Genomic DNA, 13432 nt, shown 5'->3' with positions numbered 1-13432 from the left:
TTCCTTTTGTATTTATCAGGGATTGTCTTAATACTTAAATCGAAGGTCAAATGCAGCGGTCAGCTTTTCTTCTCAATTATTTTTTTGCTCTTTGGATATCCATTGCCGATGCGGCATTCGCACTAATCCAAGAACCAGTCCAATTGCGATGATGACTAAGCCCATTCCACAAAGTGTTCCGATGGTTATGCGTTCGTTCAGAAACAGAGAAGCCCAAATAGTCGCTGCTATTGGTATCAAAAAAGCGACGGTTACTGCTCGACTGGCACCTTCGTCTGCGATGAGTCGAAAATAAAGAGCATAAGCAATGCCGGTACAAATAACCCCAAGCAAAACAATTGCACCAACTGACCGAACGGTAAGGTATAACGTTGTCGGCCAAGAAGGCGGATGCACCCATGTCACGATCAATGCAATCGGAAAAAGAAACAATGACGCTGCAATTTGACTGCCGGCAGCCACAGCGAGCGGTGGCGCCTTTACAGCAACCTGTCTTATGTAAATAGCGGCATAACCATAACAAATTGCAGCAATCACACTGGCAGCTATGCCAGACAATGTCTCAAAATTAACGTGTGCTGGTCCGATGCCAACTAATATTGCCACCCCTATTACGCCAAGTACGAAGCCGAAAATTCGCACGGCAGATAAAGATTCACTCAATAAAACAGCACCAAAAAGAGCCGCAAACAAGGGTGCCATGGCGTTAATTATCGCCATATAGGCTGAGGGTATAGATAGCGCAGCCCAGGAAAACAAACTGAAAGGCACCGCCGTGTTAACTAATCCAATTACGAGATAAAACCGGGCATTCCGCCGCCAATCCAGCGACAAATTATTAAGTAAGAGCAGCGCTATGAGGACTAACCCACCAAAAGAAACACGCCCAAACGCAGTAAGAATGGGGCCGAATGCTGGTGAAGCGATGCGCATAAATATAAAACTCATGCCCCACATGCCACCGAGAAGAAGTAGGCGAACAATATTTGCCGGTTTCATTTTAGTTTTTTAACTTTCATGGATTTCAAAACTCGTTCAGCAATCAAAATAGAATATTTCTCATTTTTCAGTTGTTGAAATGGGCCACTTTCAGGCAGTCATTCCTACTACCTTGCTTCTGGTGGAATATCTTTAATTGCACTTGAAAATTCAGAATGCGCTACCTGATCTACTGGCTTGTATTTAATTTCATCCTTAGCGGGATAACGCCCCAAGTAATTATCATTTTTCCAGTTTACAGAAGGCCTGACTGGGCGCTTTTCAAATCCACCACCGCAGTTCGGACAGACGTTATTTAAAACATTTTCGACACAGTCCGCACAAAATGTGCACTCAAAAGTACATATCCGGGCGGTTGTCGCGTTAGGTGGTAAAGCTGTTTTGCAATGTTCGCAAGTTGGTCTAAGTTCAAGCATCAATTTTCCTTTTCGTCGTTACCAGTTAGTCTTTTCCCGATTTGTTTCATGCATTGTAAATATGGTAGTCTTGGCGCTTATGACATTAATGGTTGAATAACCGCCAATTTATATGATTAAGAAAAAACCTACGGCCGATCTTGATTACCGAAATACAAAAATAGCCAATCACATCAACTCTATTCATGTTTGGATTGTGGTTTTTCCTGGCTTCTTACTTTTGGATGCGACCGGGCCCGTGCAAGCATTCTCGACATGCAATGATGAATACAGCGATAGTGGTGGTAGCCCGCCATATGTAATTCATATGGTTTCTCAGCATGGTGGCGAAATAAAATCATCCTCCGGAGTGGGTGTATCGACGACTCCATTACCCGCAATTAAGCTTCTCTCAGGTGCGACCCTTGTCGTTTCGGGAGGGCACAGGATTGAGTTAGCCGTTGCGGAGGATGATCTCGTTTGTTGGATTGGAAAAGCATCTGGCATTGTTAAACGCTGCGCATCGGTATGCAACGGCGCGTTCCTGTTGGCAAAAGCAGGCGTATTGACCAACAAGAAAGCTTGTACACACTGGAAGGACACAGATAGTCTTAGGATTCAATACCCAGATATTCATGTACTTGACGACGCTATCTACATTAAGGACGGATCGATATATTCTTCCGCTGGAGTTACATCAGGTATCGATCTATGTTTGAGTTTGATCGAAGAAGATCTAGGTCGAAAAGCGGCCTTAAGTGTTGCAAAAAGTTTGGTCGTGTTTCAAAAGCGGCCGGGTGGCCAGCGTCAATTCAGCACTGCGTTGTTATCTGAATCTAGTTCTAGTAGCCTTGCCGACCAATTAATCAACTGGTTACGTCCGCGAATTCACGAGCAGATAGACGTAGATAGAATGTCAGACGCCATATCGCTATCTTCAAGAAGTCTTCATCGACGATTGCAACAAGAAGCTGGCTTGTCACCGGCGCAATTGCTGTCGCGTGTGCGAATGGAAGTTGCCTGCAAGCTGCTTGAAAGTGGCTCACACTCAATCAAGAAAATTGCAGAAAAATCTGGGTTTGGCACGGAATATAATTTGCGCCGATCATTTGCAAAAAATCTCGGCGTACTTCCAACTGAGTATCGCGAGCGCTTTGGTTAATCAAGAATTTTTTTAACACGATAAAGTGTATTTAGCAGGGCGCTAGCGGCGCATCGAACACGGTTTGAATTAATCGTAGCCTAATTTCGAGCTAGCTGCTCAAGTAAAAAATCAACAAAAACACGAACGCGTAATGACATGTGCCGAGCATGTGGGTATATCAACAGAAACGGCAAAGACATGCCCCCAAACTCTGGCAATAATTCAACTAAATAACCCTGTTTAATATCGTTCTCAACGATGAAGCGGTAAGTTTGAACTATACCTGCGCCGTCACGCGCCAAAGTCACAATGCCAAGATAATCTTCCGAACAGCTATATCCGCCGCTGGTGGCAACGTCAACGACTTTGCCTTTAACCAGAAACCGCCAGCTAATATGCTTCCCAGTACTTGGCAATTCAAACTGAATGCATTCATGTTTTTGTAAATCATCGATCGTTTTCGGAGTGCCGGCACGTTTCAAATAAGACGGTGCCGCGACCAACACCAATTCAGCATCTTCCAGTTTGCGCGCAATGAGATTTGAGTCGGCGGGCGCACGTCCACGAATTGCCAAATCATATCCTTCGTCCACAAAATCGATATTTCGGTTACTCACATGCACGTCTATCAGAACATCTGGATACCGCGCGCGAAACTGCTTAAGCAGTGGCAAGACACGACAATGCGCGTAGGGCGTTGGCATACTAATGCGCAACAGCCCTGCGGGCTTTACCTGTTGACCACCGGCTGCCCTCTCGGCGTCGATTAATTGAGACAAAGCTTGCCGGCATTGATCGAAATAAATACGCCCAGCGTCAGTTAGCCTTATCTGGCGCGTGGTACGTACGAAAAGACGAATACCAAGCCGTACTTCCAGACGCGAGACCGATCGACTTACAGCGGCGGGCGTAACGCTGGCGGCAGTCGCGGCTTCAGTAAAACTGCTCAGTTCAGCGGCGAGACAAAAAAGCTCAATACTGCCAAGCATCAGATCATTAAAGTTGCGCTTCATTGAAATCCTCTATTAGTTACATGGTGTATCAAGTTATTTGCCAAAAGCGGTATTTATTACACCACACGATACCAGTAAAGTGCAACGCATCGGGACTTAACAAGACTTTTAAGCATCACCTAGTGGGGATCTTGTTGTGAATTTTTCCGTTGATTCGTAATTAACTAATGGAGCATTGCAAATGAACACAAATAAAAAGACGGTAATTATCACCGGCGCATCGAGCGGTATTGGATTCGCACTCGCAGAAGAATATCTGAAGCGCGGTTACAACGTGGTCGGCAACGCCCGGACCAGTGAGCGGCTGAAGGCTGCAGCAGAAAAGCTCGGTAAGCCCGACAATTTTTTACTGGTCGCAGGCGATATATCCAAACCGGAAACTGCAAAGGAAATATTTGACCGTGCCATCGCCAAATTCACTAAGGTTGACATCCTGATTAACAATGCAGGCATCTTTATTGCCAAACCAATTACTGCTTACACAGAAGAAGATCTGGACTCGATTGTTAGCACGAACTTAAAGGGATTTTTCCACCCAACCCAATTGGCTGCTGCTCATATGTCAGCGAACAAGCAAGGTCATATCGTCACGATCACCGCCAGTATCGCCATGCAACCAAGCGCAAAAGTGCCCGCATTGTTGCCCGTATTAATCAAAGGCGGCTTGAATCACGCCACTCGTGCATTGGCGATCGAACTAGCTACTTCAAATGTAAAAGTCACAGCAGTGGCACCTGGCATGATTGACACACCACTCCACAGCAATGACGAAGGTACCAAAGCATTCCTAAAAACAATGGCGCCATCGGCTCAGATCGGTGCCACCAAGGATATCGTTGACGCAGTTCTTTATTTAACAGAAGCGCAGTTCACCACCGGTGTAGTTCTTGCGGTAGATGGCGGTGCAACCGCTGGAAATTGGTAACTGGTAACCGGTTACTGGTAATTGAATTAGGTGTTTTTGAGGAGCGATTTTGTTGTTTCGCTCTTCCCAATTCTGCCTATTTTTTTATTTCGTTTTTCTCATAACGACAATATTTTTGAATCGCTCCCCGTATTTTGGCAAGCACGAAAATGCAAACAGGTTTTATTAAACCTGTTTGCCAATTAAAGGAAATCTACTATGCCGTACATCAATATTCGCGTAACTCGCGAAGGTGTAACTCCGGAACAAAAACTACAACTGATCGAAGGTGCGACCAATTTGCTGAGTCGTATATTGAATAAACACCCGTCAACAACATTCGTCATTATCGACGAAGTTGATACTGATAATTGGGGACTGGCCGGTGAGAACATCACCTCGTTACGAAGACGCGAAGCTAAAGAAAGATGACAGGGGGGAAGTGTTAATTTTGTTTGGCTGATACCAATCAGTTTGGTATTTCGCCAGTTACGTAATGACCGTTGCTTTTAAACTTATGGAATTAAATATGAAAAAACTACTTGTACTTATTGCTGTATTAGGAATATCCGTGACGGCTCTCGCAGCGCCGGAGATTTATGTAATTGATGGAAGTCACACTATGCCGCGTTTTGAATACAACCATTTTGGTTACTCGATCCAATTGAGTCGATTCGACAGCACAACGGGAAAGATTACGCTAGACCGGCAGGCTAAGAGTGGATCTGTCGAAGTGGAAATTTTGAGTAATTCAGTTGACACAGGAAGTGCCGCCTTCAATCACGACATTCAAAGCGCAGATTTTCTTGATACCGGTACCTATCCAACGATCAATTACAAATCAACTAAAGTCAGTTTCTCAGGAGATGTACCAACATCGGTAGAAGGTAATTTAACAATTAAAGGCATCACCAAACCTGTGACCCTGACAATTACATCGTTTCATTGCATGACGCATCCTATGCTGAAGAAAGACGCATGCGGTGCCAACGCAACAGCAAAAATTAATCGTTCGGACTTCAATGCAGGAAAGTATGCGCCGTACGTTAGTGATGAAATGACGTTGATTTTCGGCGTGGAATCGATTCGGCAAGATTAATGGCACTAAACTCAACAACGATTTAATAAGCTACGAACGTTAATAGAGGTGAATTAATAATCCACCTCGATGTTGAGTTTGACTAGAAATCACTTCTATTTTTAGGAAAATAAAAATGTTAAATATTCTGATTATTGTTTGTGGATTTATTGGTGTGGCATTGAGTTTGATTGTGAAAATTTTTTACTTTTTCAAACGGAAATAAAAAAAATATGGATCTACGCTGTTTTAACGTTGTTATAAATTTAGAGGTAAAAATGAAATTGGCGTTACTTCTGGCATGTGCAATTGCACTCAGCCTGCCGACAATCGGCCATACGGATGAGTACAACACTGTGCAATCCGATAAAAGCACGCTTACTTTTGGTTTCAAGCAAATGGGGGTGAGCATGAATGGGAAATTCAAGAAATTCGATGTGCAAATGAATTTTGACCCAGCCAACTTGATCGCCTCAAAAGCACAATTTAATCTTGATCTGGTCAGTATCGATATCGGCTCCGACGAGGGTAATGATGAAGTGATTGGCAAACAATGGTTCAATGTTAAAGCTTTCCCAAAAGCCAGTTTTACTAGCAACAGCATTAAATCGCTGGGTGGAAATCGTTATGAAGTCAGTGGACCGCTGACCATCAAAGGTCATACAAAAATTGTCACGACGTCTGCCAACATGACCATATCTGGCAAGACTGCCAGCTTTGACGGTGCGTTTGTAATTTTGCGCACTGACTACAACATCGGCGAAGGAGCATGGTCAAGCGTTGACATAGTCGCAAACGAAATCCAAATCAAGTTTCACCTGCTGGCAAGCGTCGGAAAGTCCGTTCTAGCCGGAAACCAGCGATAACGTTCGGAATAACATCATTAAAATAACGATTGATTTACACGATGCTTCGATGCATGTTGGCGACAACATGCATTATTTCAAAGAATGAACCCCGCTGACACGCGCACATTTAAACCAATACCTGGCGAGTAGATAAGAAGAACTCGTGGATCTCTGCTTCAATCAATGGATCGATCATCTCTTCGGGACGTTTGCCATGTGGACATAAGAGCTTCGGAGTTGTCCCGAACATACGGCAGATTAGCGGACGATCTTCGTAAACTGAACATCCCTCACTTGCTAAATGTGGGCAGCTCAAATTGTTGAGCGCAGCGTCATGCTCTTCGTCAGTTTTTACCGGCAGGAAGGACATTTCAAAAGATGAAGTCGTCACTGGGCCACAACAATCGTGACACCCGGGGATGCATTCGAATGACGGAATACGTTTCCTATAAAACTTTATTTTTTGACTAATTGCCAGCATCGACTTGAAGTAACCCCTACTAAAATTTATTAAAAGACGCATTCGCGTTGTAAGCTTAAATGCGCATATTTGCATTCCAATTAGACTGTAAATCTTAATCTAATTGGCTACCCCGCACCGATATTTTTTCGATGCAACTGGCAATATTAACGCCTTATTTTCCCAATAGCGCCAGAGTATGATTCCAATCCGCAGCCCATGCGTCCAAAAAATCATGCGCATTAAATGCTCTTGTCAGGCGTGACATGGGTACCCGATATACGTCATTCAATCCCAGCGCCAACGTGATTGGATTCCAGACAGTTTTGTTTTTTCCCTTTTTGGCACTGCCTTTAACTCTTGCGCCATCGTCGCCAAATATACCGCCACCACTGTCCAGAGCCTGCTCAAGGTCTATTTTTACCAGGCTGGAAAATGCCATTAATACCTGCTCTTTGTTGATGCCTTTCTGCGATTCCGTTGCCTCCTTAATATTGACTGGCTGGAGCTGGGGTTGGGCTTCGCGTTTGAGTTTGTTTGCCAGCCGTTCCAGATCCTTTTTCAGAAAACGTAATTCATGCAAGGCCCTCCGAAAACCAGGAGGTTTGAGTTGCGTCACTATCGTATAAACGTCTTTTGTAATCGTGATGAGTACATCCTCGCTTCCAGCCGCAAGTCGTTGAGTGTCACCTTCGAAAAAAATCGGCGCCGGGTAACCACCGTTCGCCTCACCGAACAGCTCAGGATAGTTAGCGTCATAGTCCAGCCAAACGTAGGGAGTCAAACCGTTTTCGATCAAGCTCGTTAATGTCCATGGCATACCGGTTTGCTGCGTAAGCCAGTCGCAAGCTTGCTCCGTTGTTGCCCGAAAAGGTAGTTCGGCGATCGTCATTTTTCTTCCATTCCTATCTTGTGTCGAGTGAGTATGTACTTCAAGATCAGTGTAATATTTTGCCAGTATTCATTGTGGCATGAGGATAAAGGTTGAGATCCAACATATCAAGCATCCTTTAGATGCCTTCAAGAAAAATCAGATTGATCATTCAATTGGTATTCACTTAACACGGCCTTTCCTGCACAAACTGCCGATGAGCGCGCCACACCCTTTCGTTGAATGACGGCTATAGGGAAATCGGTATAACCGGAGTCGGCAAACCCGAAGCATACGGGGTTGTTTACTAATGGTCTTTTGCCATTCCTATTGCTGTCATAGAGTAAAGAAGTTGCCGAATTTAAAATTTTAAATTACTGTGCTTAACTTGGCAAAGTCGACAATGCGAAGGTCGGGAGGCAGTCAGTGTGTTTTGGTGACAGACGCTTGGTGGTACCAAACGGACAATGGACTGGTCGAGCAATACGGCATTATTATGAAACAAAAATTAAATGGCTCCGAGCGCGAAGCACGCCATAAACATTAAAGGATTTTTGATGGTTTACTATATTGCATACTTTTTCGGCGGCGCATTTCTGGCCAACAGCATTCCTCATATTACAAACGGAATGTCTGGCCGCCCATTCCCAACCCCGTTTGCAACACCGCCAGGTCAAGGCGAATCTTCTTCCATGCTGAATGTAATTTGGGGGGCTTTAAATATAATTATTGGGTATTGTTTACTATTTCAACTCTCAGATTTCAACGCTCGATCGCTGTTAGATCTAAGCACAGCCGGGTCAGGCGGTTTGGCAATTGCTTTGTACCTGTCTCGTCGCTTTGGTAATGTATACGGCGGTATAAAAGCAGGGTCGAAAAAAGTTGATCATAGCTGACGCCTTTCTCGGTTAGCCCCCAATGACGAATTCGTCATGTTCTCATCTAATGATGGCAAGGTGCGCATTGAATGCCGTTTTGAAAACGATACCTTGTGGCTGTCGCAAGCGATGATTTGTGATCTGTATGGCAAGGCTAAAGGGACGATTAATGGGCATGTCAAGAACATCTTTGAAGAAGGCGAATTGGATGAAAATTCAGTTGTTCGGTTTTACCGAACAACTGCCGCCGATGGCAAAAATTACCGTGTTCAGTATTTTAGCCTGCCACTAGTTTTGGCAGTTGGCTACCGAGTGCGCTCGGTGCGCGGTACACAGTTTCGTCAATGGGCAACGCCGCTGCTTGAGGAGTACATCATCAAGGGCTTCGGTCGCTGAGAATTCAATTAATCCGCAAAATATCGAGGCAGATATTCGTAAAAAATTATTGCCCCTTATGTTTAAGGAATGCAGAGATGTTGGCGGCGGAATGGACCAAGCAAAAAAAATCGTAGAAATGATTATTCAAATCACGCGCGTTGGTTTAAACGGAGTGTAACTACATCATGACTGTGTCAATTATGCGCAACCTCGAACCTACCGGGGTAAAAAAAATGAGCATTACTTACGGTGATGAAAAGATTAGCTTTGATTGCATAAAAGGGTCGCAAACATCGGCGCGAGTGCTGATCCAAGTACACCCTGATTGCCGTGTAGTGGTGTCTGCTCCTGACGACGCCGATAGTCAGGCAGTGCTAGATGCTGTCAAAAAACGGAGCCGTTGGATTTATGAGCAACTACGCGACTTTAGAAAGCAATTGGCATATATTACGCCGCGTAAATATGTGAGTGGCGAGAGTCATTATTACCTTGGCAAACAATATGTATTAAAAGTGATTGAAGCGCCAGAAATGGAGCAATGCGTTAAATTACTAAGGGGAAAACTTGAAGTTACGGTGCATCAAAAAAGTCAAATAAAAATAGAGAACATGCTTTCAGATTGGTATAAAGAGCGAGCAAAAGACGTTTTTATCAAGCGTTTAGATGCGATGCTGGAACAGGCTTTATGGGTTAAAGAAAGGCCATCAATCCGCGTATTAACGATGAAGACACAATGGGGAAGTTGTTCACCAAACGGCAGATTGACACTCAACCCACATTTAATTAAAGCACCACGGCAGTGTATCGATTATGTGATTTTGCATGAGCTTTGCCATATCGCTGAGCATAATCATGGCAAGCGATTTTATCGCTTAATGAAGCAGGTCATGCCCAATTGGGAGAAAACAAAAAAAGTGCTTGATGGGATGGCAAACTTGATTTTGGCAGATGTATCTCAATTGGATAACTAGTCCGCGCCGCCTTAAATAGGTATGCAAATACTGATGTGCTGCCTCGCTTAGTGATCAAATAAAAATTAAGATTAGGCAAACGCTTCGCATGCATTATGGCCGCTAATCCTTCATAATCAGCTCACTCATTGAGTCATCCACTTTTCCGTTCGAAACAAAAGGTTATTAATCATGCGTCAAAACACCGTCAACACTGTCAAAAAATTATCCGTACTAGCATGCTTTATCGCAGGCACCAGCTTCGCCGCCGTCAATACCGATCAACCTAAACTCCAAGATACCGTCGATGACGCGATTAAACCATTGCTACAAAAATACAATATAGCGGGCATGGCAATCGCGATTAGTTTTAACGGAGAAAATTATTTTTATAATTATGGGGTAGCATCGAAAGACACCAAGCAGCCAGTGACGAATGCAACGCTATTTGAAATCGGCTCGCTCAGCAAAACGTTCACCGCAACATTGGCATCTTATGCTCAGGCCAATGGGCAACTTAACTTATCGGACCCGGTCAGCAAATATTTACCGAATTTGCGTGGCAGTAGCTTTGACAAAATCAGCCTGCTTAATCTTGGGACACATACTGCGGGAAATTTTCCATTACAAGTTCCAGATAGCGTTCAAAGTTATGATCAGCTGATGGACTATTACAAGCACTTTCAATCCTCGTATAAACCTGGAACCTACCGAACTTACTCTAATCCGGGAGTTGGCTTGCTTGGCATCGTCACCGCCAAAAGTATGAATATGCCTTTTGACGACGCGATGGAAAAAATATTATTTCCTGCACTTGGAATGAAGAACAGCTACATCAATGTACCTGCGGAGCAAATGGGTAATTATGCACAAGGCTATAACAAAGCGGATAAGCCTGTTCGCGTCAACCCAGATATTCTGGCATCTGAAGCCTATGGCGTAAAAACAAATACCGTTGACCTTATCCGCTTTATTAACGCCAATATGCAGCAAGTGCAGTTGGACGAAAAATTGCAAAATGCGATAGTTGCTACCCACACGGGATATTTTAAAGCTGGCGAGATAATCCAGGATTTAATCTGGGAGCAATATCCTGATACGGCAAAGTTAAAGCAGATGGTGGCAGGCAATTCACCTACGATGATTAATGAAGATACGGCAGCCACTAAATTAAGCCCGCCGCTGGCACCACAATCAAATGTTTTTTTGAATAAAACTGGTTCAACTGGCGGTTTTGGCGCTTATGCACTTTATGTCCCAGCAAAGAAAATCGGTATTGTGATACTTGCGAACAAAAGCTATCCGAACGATGCCAGAGTGACTGCCGCCTATGAAATATTAAAAAAGTTGGATGTACAAATACCAGCCAATAAATAACCGTTTATTGTTGCAGTTATTTTTCTATGGCCGTTTCCTGCCACCTACTCATGAAGTAAGTGGCAGGAAATTTCAACCAATAAAACGCATCGCCTGAAGAAGTACGCCGCGTAAGATTTGTCCTGCATTGGAAGTATCGCGTCAATCAATGGCTCGGCGTACAGCCCAAACCTATCAGCGTTATCCGCATTGCTTCATCTAGGGGCGTATGCGGCTCCTCACCCAACACGCGCAGCAGCTTACTGTTGTCCAGTCGCAGCGGCTTTTGCCACAAATATCGCATCTCCATCAGCTCCCGCATCAACCCGGAAAATGGCGTGAGCAACTTCATCAGTGGCCAGGGCAAGGTACGCAACGGCACTTTCCGCCCCACCACGCGCTGAATCGCCGCCATCATTGCGGAAGCCGAAGCTAGCCAGTGTCCACCGAAATGATAAATTTCAATATCCGGTAAATCTGCTTCCAGTTCCGCGAGTCGCGCCACGGTTTCAGCAACATCCGGCAGAAAGGCCCAGCCATGCGCAATCTCCGGTTGGCCGGGATAGATTACCGAACGAACGGGCTTGCCTGGCTTTATCATCGCGGAACCGAACCAGGAACTGGTTTGACCGCCGGGGCCAAAGAAATCACCTGCTCGCACGATGATCGCCCGAGCCCCATGACGCGCACCTTCGGCGATCATCTGCTCCATTTCCAAACGAATCTTCCCTTTTTCCGTGATTGGGTTCCTGGGCGAATTTTCATTGACTACATCACCTGCGTCATCACCATAGAGATAAACATTTCCAGGAAATACCAACCGCGCGCCGGAAGCCTTGGCAGCCACTATTGAGTTGGCAAGCATAGGAATAGCCAGTTCGCGCCAGCGTTGGTACTTCGGTGGATTAAGGCCATGAACAATCAAATCGACACCCTGTGCTGCAGCACAAACATCCACCTGATTCATGGCGTCACCAAGTCGCCACTCAATGTCGTACGCGGGCAACATAGCTAGCCCGGCTTCCGGATTACGATGCAGAGCGCGCACTTGCCAGCCTCGGGCTGCTAGTGAATTGGCAACGGCGCTTCCAAAGCCACCAGTGATGCCAAGAATGAGTGCCGTCTTGCGAGTAGCAGTCGTTTCCATGCCGAAAATTCCTAAATAAGTGAAGATGGGTATCAGCTTAGTCTTTCATGGGATAAACTAGAATACATATAACCGAATGGCCATTATGCAAAAACGTTTAACTACTGAAGAGCCCAGTTGGGAGTTATACCGCTCATTTCTCGCCGTCGCACGGCTAGGCAGCTTGTCGGCGGCGGCTCGCTCATTGGACACGACTCAACCCACAATTGGCCGCCATATCGAGGCATTGGAAATGCAGCTAAAGACGGCGTTGTTCTCTCGCTCTCCCGTCGGTCTGGTTCCCAATGCTATCGCCCTTGAATTAATTCCTCATGCTGAAACAATGGCAGCCGCCGCTGAAGCGTTAATTCGGCGCGCCTCCGGAGAAGCGGGTAAAGAGCACGGGACGGTACGAATTACTGCAAGCACAATAGTCGGCGGCGAAGTATTACCGGGATTATTGGCGCCTTTTCACCGACAGTACCCTGAAATTACGCTAGAACTGGTGCTGACCAATGAACCGGAAGACATGCTACGAAGAGACGCTGACATTGCCATCCGCATGTTTCGGCCAACCCAAGGTGCTCTCATCGCCAGGCGCGTAGGGCCTGTGGCGGTGGGTTTATATGTGCACCGCAGCTATGCGGAAGTCATCGGCCTGCCCAAGAGAATTGACCAACTGGACGGTCATACCTTAATCGGTTATGACCGCAACCCCTTCGCCATTCATTCGGCGCAGCAATTAGGAATTCAATTAAGCCGCGATCAGTTTAATTTTCGCTGCGACAATGAACTGGCGCAATTGTCCGCCTTGCGCGCTGGAATAGGCATTGGCGCATGCCAGAAACCTATCGCCGCCAGAGATCAAAACTTGCTCCCTGTATTGCCGAAGGTGGTTGCCCTGGAACTGGATATGTGGCTTGTGATGCATGAGGACATGCGCAATTGCCGCCGCATTATGCTTCTTTTCAATTACTTGAAAGATGGGCTTGCCACGTACTGTAAAGGGACAAGTTAGGAACGTATGTAGTT

General features: G+C 45.4%; 16 protein-coding genes. 10 read left to right on the top strand and 6 right to left on the bottom strand.

The genetic code is table 11. From position 1 onward, the window contains the following. Nucleotides 1-72: 72 nt before the first annotated feature. Complete coding sequence (locus S2091_RS03590) at nucleotides 73-999, bottom strand: DMT family transporter (RefSeq protein WP_105530418.1); 927 nt, start codon at nucleotides 997-999, stop codon at nucleotides 73-75. A 107-nt stretch (nucleotides 1000-1106) separates the two neighbouring features. After that, nucleotides 1107-1415 (bottom strand): DUF1272 domain-containing protein, encoded by a 309-nt coding sequence (locus tag S2091_RS03585; RefSeq protein WP_105530417.1) that lies wholly within the window; start codon nucleotides 1413-1415, stop codon nucleotides 1107-1109. 112 nt (nucleotides 1416-1527) lie between these two features. On the opposite strand from S2091_RS03585, the gene S2091_RS03580 reads away from it, so the two are divergent. Next, a complete protein-coding gene (locus S2091_RS03580; RefSeq protein WP_243405306.1) occupies nucleotides 1528-2556 on the top strand; it encodes a GlxA family transcriptional regulator in 1029 nt (342 codons plus the stop codon). A gap of 80 nt (nucleotides 2557-2636) precedes the next feature. Here S2091_RS03580 and S2091_RS03575 read toward each other — a convergent pair whose 3' ends face one another. Then, on the bottom strand, nucleotides 2637-3551 hold the full coding sequence (locus S2091_RS03575; RefSeq protein WP_105530416.1) for a LysR family transcriptional regulator: 915 nt from the start codon (nucleotides 3549-3551) through the stop codon (nucleotides 2637-2639). Nucleotides 3552-3732: 181 nt separating this feature from the next. Here S2091_RS03575 and S2091_RS03570 point away from each other — a divergent pair, with 181 nt between their 5' ends. The 4 genes from S2091_RS03570 (at nucleotide 3733) to S2091_RS03555 (ending at nucleotide 6399) form a co-directional block, all read left to right on the top strand. Continuing rightward, nucleotides 3733-4476, top strand: a complete 744-nt coding sequence (locus S2091_RS03570; protein ID WP_105530415.1) for an SDR family NAD(P)-dependent oxidoreductase — start codon at nucleotides 3733-3735, stop codon at nucleotides 4474-4476. A 198-nt stretch (nucleotides 4477-4674) separates the two neighbouring features. Beyond that, nucleotides 4675-4887 (top strand): 2-hydroxymuconate tautomerase family protein, encoded by a 213-nt coding sequence (locus tag S2091_RS03565; RefSeq protein WP_105530414.1) that lies wholly within the window; start codon nucleotides 4675-4677, stop codon nucleotides 4885-4887. 97 nt (nucleotides 4888-4984) lie between these two features. Further along, nucleotides 4985-5554, top strand: coding sequence for a YceI family protein (locus S2091_RS03560; protein ID WP_105530518.1), 570 nt, complete (start codon nucleotides 4985-4987; stop codon nucleotides 5552-5554). A gap of 257 nt (nucleotides 5555-5811) precedes the next feature. Then, nucleotides 5812-6399, top strand: a complete 588-nt coding sequence (locus S2091_RS03555; RefSeq protein ID WP_105530517.1) for a YceI family protein — start codon at nucleotides 5812-5814, stop codon at nucleotides 6397-6399. Between the two features lie 109 nt (nucleotides 6400-6508). On the opposite strand, the gene S2091_RS03550 is transcribed toward S2091_RS03555, so the two are convergent. Next, entirely contained in the window at nucleotides 6509-6862 is a 354-nt protein-coding gene (locus tag S2091_RS03550) for a YkgJ family cysteine cluster protein (RefSeq protein WP_105530516.1), read from the bottom strand. A 154-nt stretch (nucleotides 6863-7016) separates the two neighbouring features. Further along, nucleotides 7017-7733 (bottom strand): hypothetical protein, encoded by a 717-nt coding sequence (locus S2091_RS03545; protein ID WP_105530413.1) that lies wholly within the window; start codon nucleotides 7731-7733, stop codon nucleotides 7017-7019. Between the two features lie 536 nt (nucleotides 7734-8269). Between S2091_RS03545 and S2091_RS03540 the strand changes: the two genes are divergently transcribed. The 4 genes from S2091_RS03540 to ampC all read left to right on the top strand — a co-directional run bounded on the left by S2091_RS03540 (nucleotide 8270) and on the right by ampC (nucleotide 11295). Further along, nucleotides 8270-8608 carry a hypothetical protein gene (locus S2091_RS03540; RefSeq protein ID WP_105530515.1) on the top strand — a complete coding sequence of 113 codons (339 nt, stop codon included), beginning with the start codon at nucleotides 8270-8272 and terminating at the stop codon, nucleotides 8606-8608. Nucleotides 8609-8644: 36 nt separating this feature from the next. Continuing rightward, entirely contained in the window at nucleotides 8645-8986 is a 342-nt protein-coding gene (locus S2091_RS03535) for a virulence RhuM family protein (protein WP_207769598.1), read from the top strand. A gap of 167 nt (nucleotides 8987-9153) precedes the next feature. Continuing rightward, entirely contained in the window at nucleotides 9154-9939 is a 786-nt protein-coding gene (locus S2091_RS03525; RefSeq protein ID WP_341476983.1) for a M48 family metallopeptidase, read from the top strand. Between the two features lie 171 nt (nucleotides 9940-10110). Beyond that, nucleotides 10111-11295, top strand: a complete 1185-nt coding sequence (gene ampC, locus S2091_RS03520; RefSeq protein ID WP_105530411.1) for a class C beta-lactamase — start codon at nucleotides 10111-10113, stop codon at nucleotides 11293-11295. Nucleotides 11296-11440: 145 nt separating this feature from the next. Here ampC and S2091_RS03515 read toward each other — a convergent pair whose 3' ends face one another. Beyond that, complete coding sequence (locus S2091_RS03515; protein ID WP_105530410.1) at nucleotides 11441-12421, bottom strand: NAD-dependent epimerase/dehydratase family protein; 981 nt, start codon at nucleotides 12419-12421, stop codon at nucleotides 11441-11443. Between the two features lie 85 nt (nucleotides 12422-12506). On the opposite strand from S2091_RS03515, the gene S2091_RS03510 reads away from it, so the two are divergent. Continuing rightward, entirely contained in the window at nucleotides 12507-13418 is a 912-nt protein-coding gene (locus tag S2091_RS03510; protein ID WP_105530513.1) for a LysR family transcriptional regulator, read from the top strand. The last annotated feature ends 14 nt before the right edge of the window (nucleotides 13419-13432 follow it).

Origin of the sequence: Solimicrobium silvestre (assembly GCF_002976435.1) — a bacterium.
Lineage (GTDB): Bacteria > Pseudomonadota > Gammaproteobacteria > Burkholderiales > Burkholderiaceae_D > Solimicrobium > Solimicrobium silvestre.
Note: the sequence above shows the minus strand (reverse complement) of the source record. Positions and strands in the feature narration are given on the sequence as shown.

Coding starts and splice junctions, on each gene's coding strand:
- S2091_RS03570 (WP_105530415.1), top strand. CDS start 3,733: ATGAACACAAATAAAAAGACGGTAATTATCACCGGCGCATCGAGCGGT.
- S2091_RS03525 (WP_341476983.1), top strand. CDS start 9,154: ATGACTGTGTCAATTATGCGCAACCTCGAACCTACCGGGGTAAAAAAA.
- S2091_RS03580 (WP_243405306.1), top strand. CDS start 1,528: ATGATTAAGAAAAAACCTACGGCCGATCTTGATTACCGAAATACAAAA.
- ampC (WP_105530411.1), top strand. CDS start 10,111: ATGCGTCAAAACACCGTCAACACTGTCAAAAAATTATCCGTACTAGCA.
- S2091_RS03550 (WP_105530516.1), bottom strand. CDS start 6,862: ATGCTGGCAATTAGTCAAAAAATAAAGTTTTATAGGAAACGTATTCCG.
- S2091_RS03590 (WP_105530418.1), bottom strand. CDS start 999: ATGAAACCGGCAAATATTGTTCGCCTACTTCTTCTCGGTGGCATGTGG.
- S2091_RS03545 (WP_105530413.1), bottom strand. CDS start 7,733: ATGACGATCGCCGAACTACCTTTTCGGGCAACAACGGAGCAAGCTTGC.
- S2091_RS03560 (WP_105530518.1), top strand. CDS start 4,985: ATGAAAAAACTACTTGTACTTATTGCTGTATTAGGAATATCCGTGACG.
- S2091_RS03555 (WP_105530517.1), top strand. CDS start 5,812: ATGAAATTGGCGTTACTTCTGGCATGTGCAATTGCACTCAGCCTGCCG.
- S2091_RS03565 (WP_105530414.1), top strand. CDS start 4,675: ATGCCGTACATCAATATTCGCGTAACTCGCGAAGGTGTAACTCCGGAA.
- S2091_RS03575 (WP_105530416.1), bottom strand. CDS start 3,551: ATGAAGCGCAACTTTAATGATCTGATGCTTGGCAGTATTGAGCTTTTT.
- S2091_RS03510 (WP_105530513.1), top strand. CDS start 12,507: ATGCAAAAACGTTTAACTACTGAAGAGCCCAGTTGGGAGTTATACCGC.
- S2091_RS03515 (WP_105530410.1), bottom strand. CDS start 12,421: ATGGAAACGACTGCTACTCGCAAGACGGCACTCATTCTTGGCATCACT.
- S2091_RS03585 (WP_105530417.1), bottom strand. CDS start 1,415: ATGCTTGAACTTAGACCAACTTGCGAACATTGCAAAACAGCTTTACCA.
- S2091_RS03540 (WP_105530515.1), top strand. CDS start 8,270: ATGGTTTACTATATTGCATACTTTTTCGGCGGCGCATTTCTGGCCAAC.
- S2091_RS03535 (WP_207769598.1), top strand. CDS start 8,645: ATGTTCTCATCTAATGATGGCAAGGTGCGCATTGAATGCCGTTTTGAA.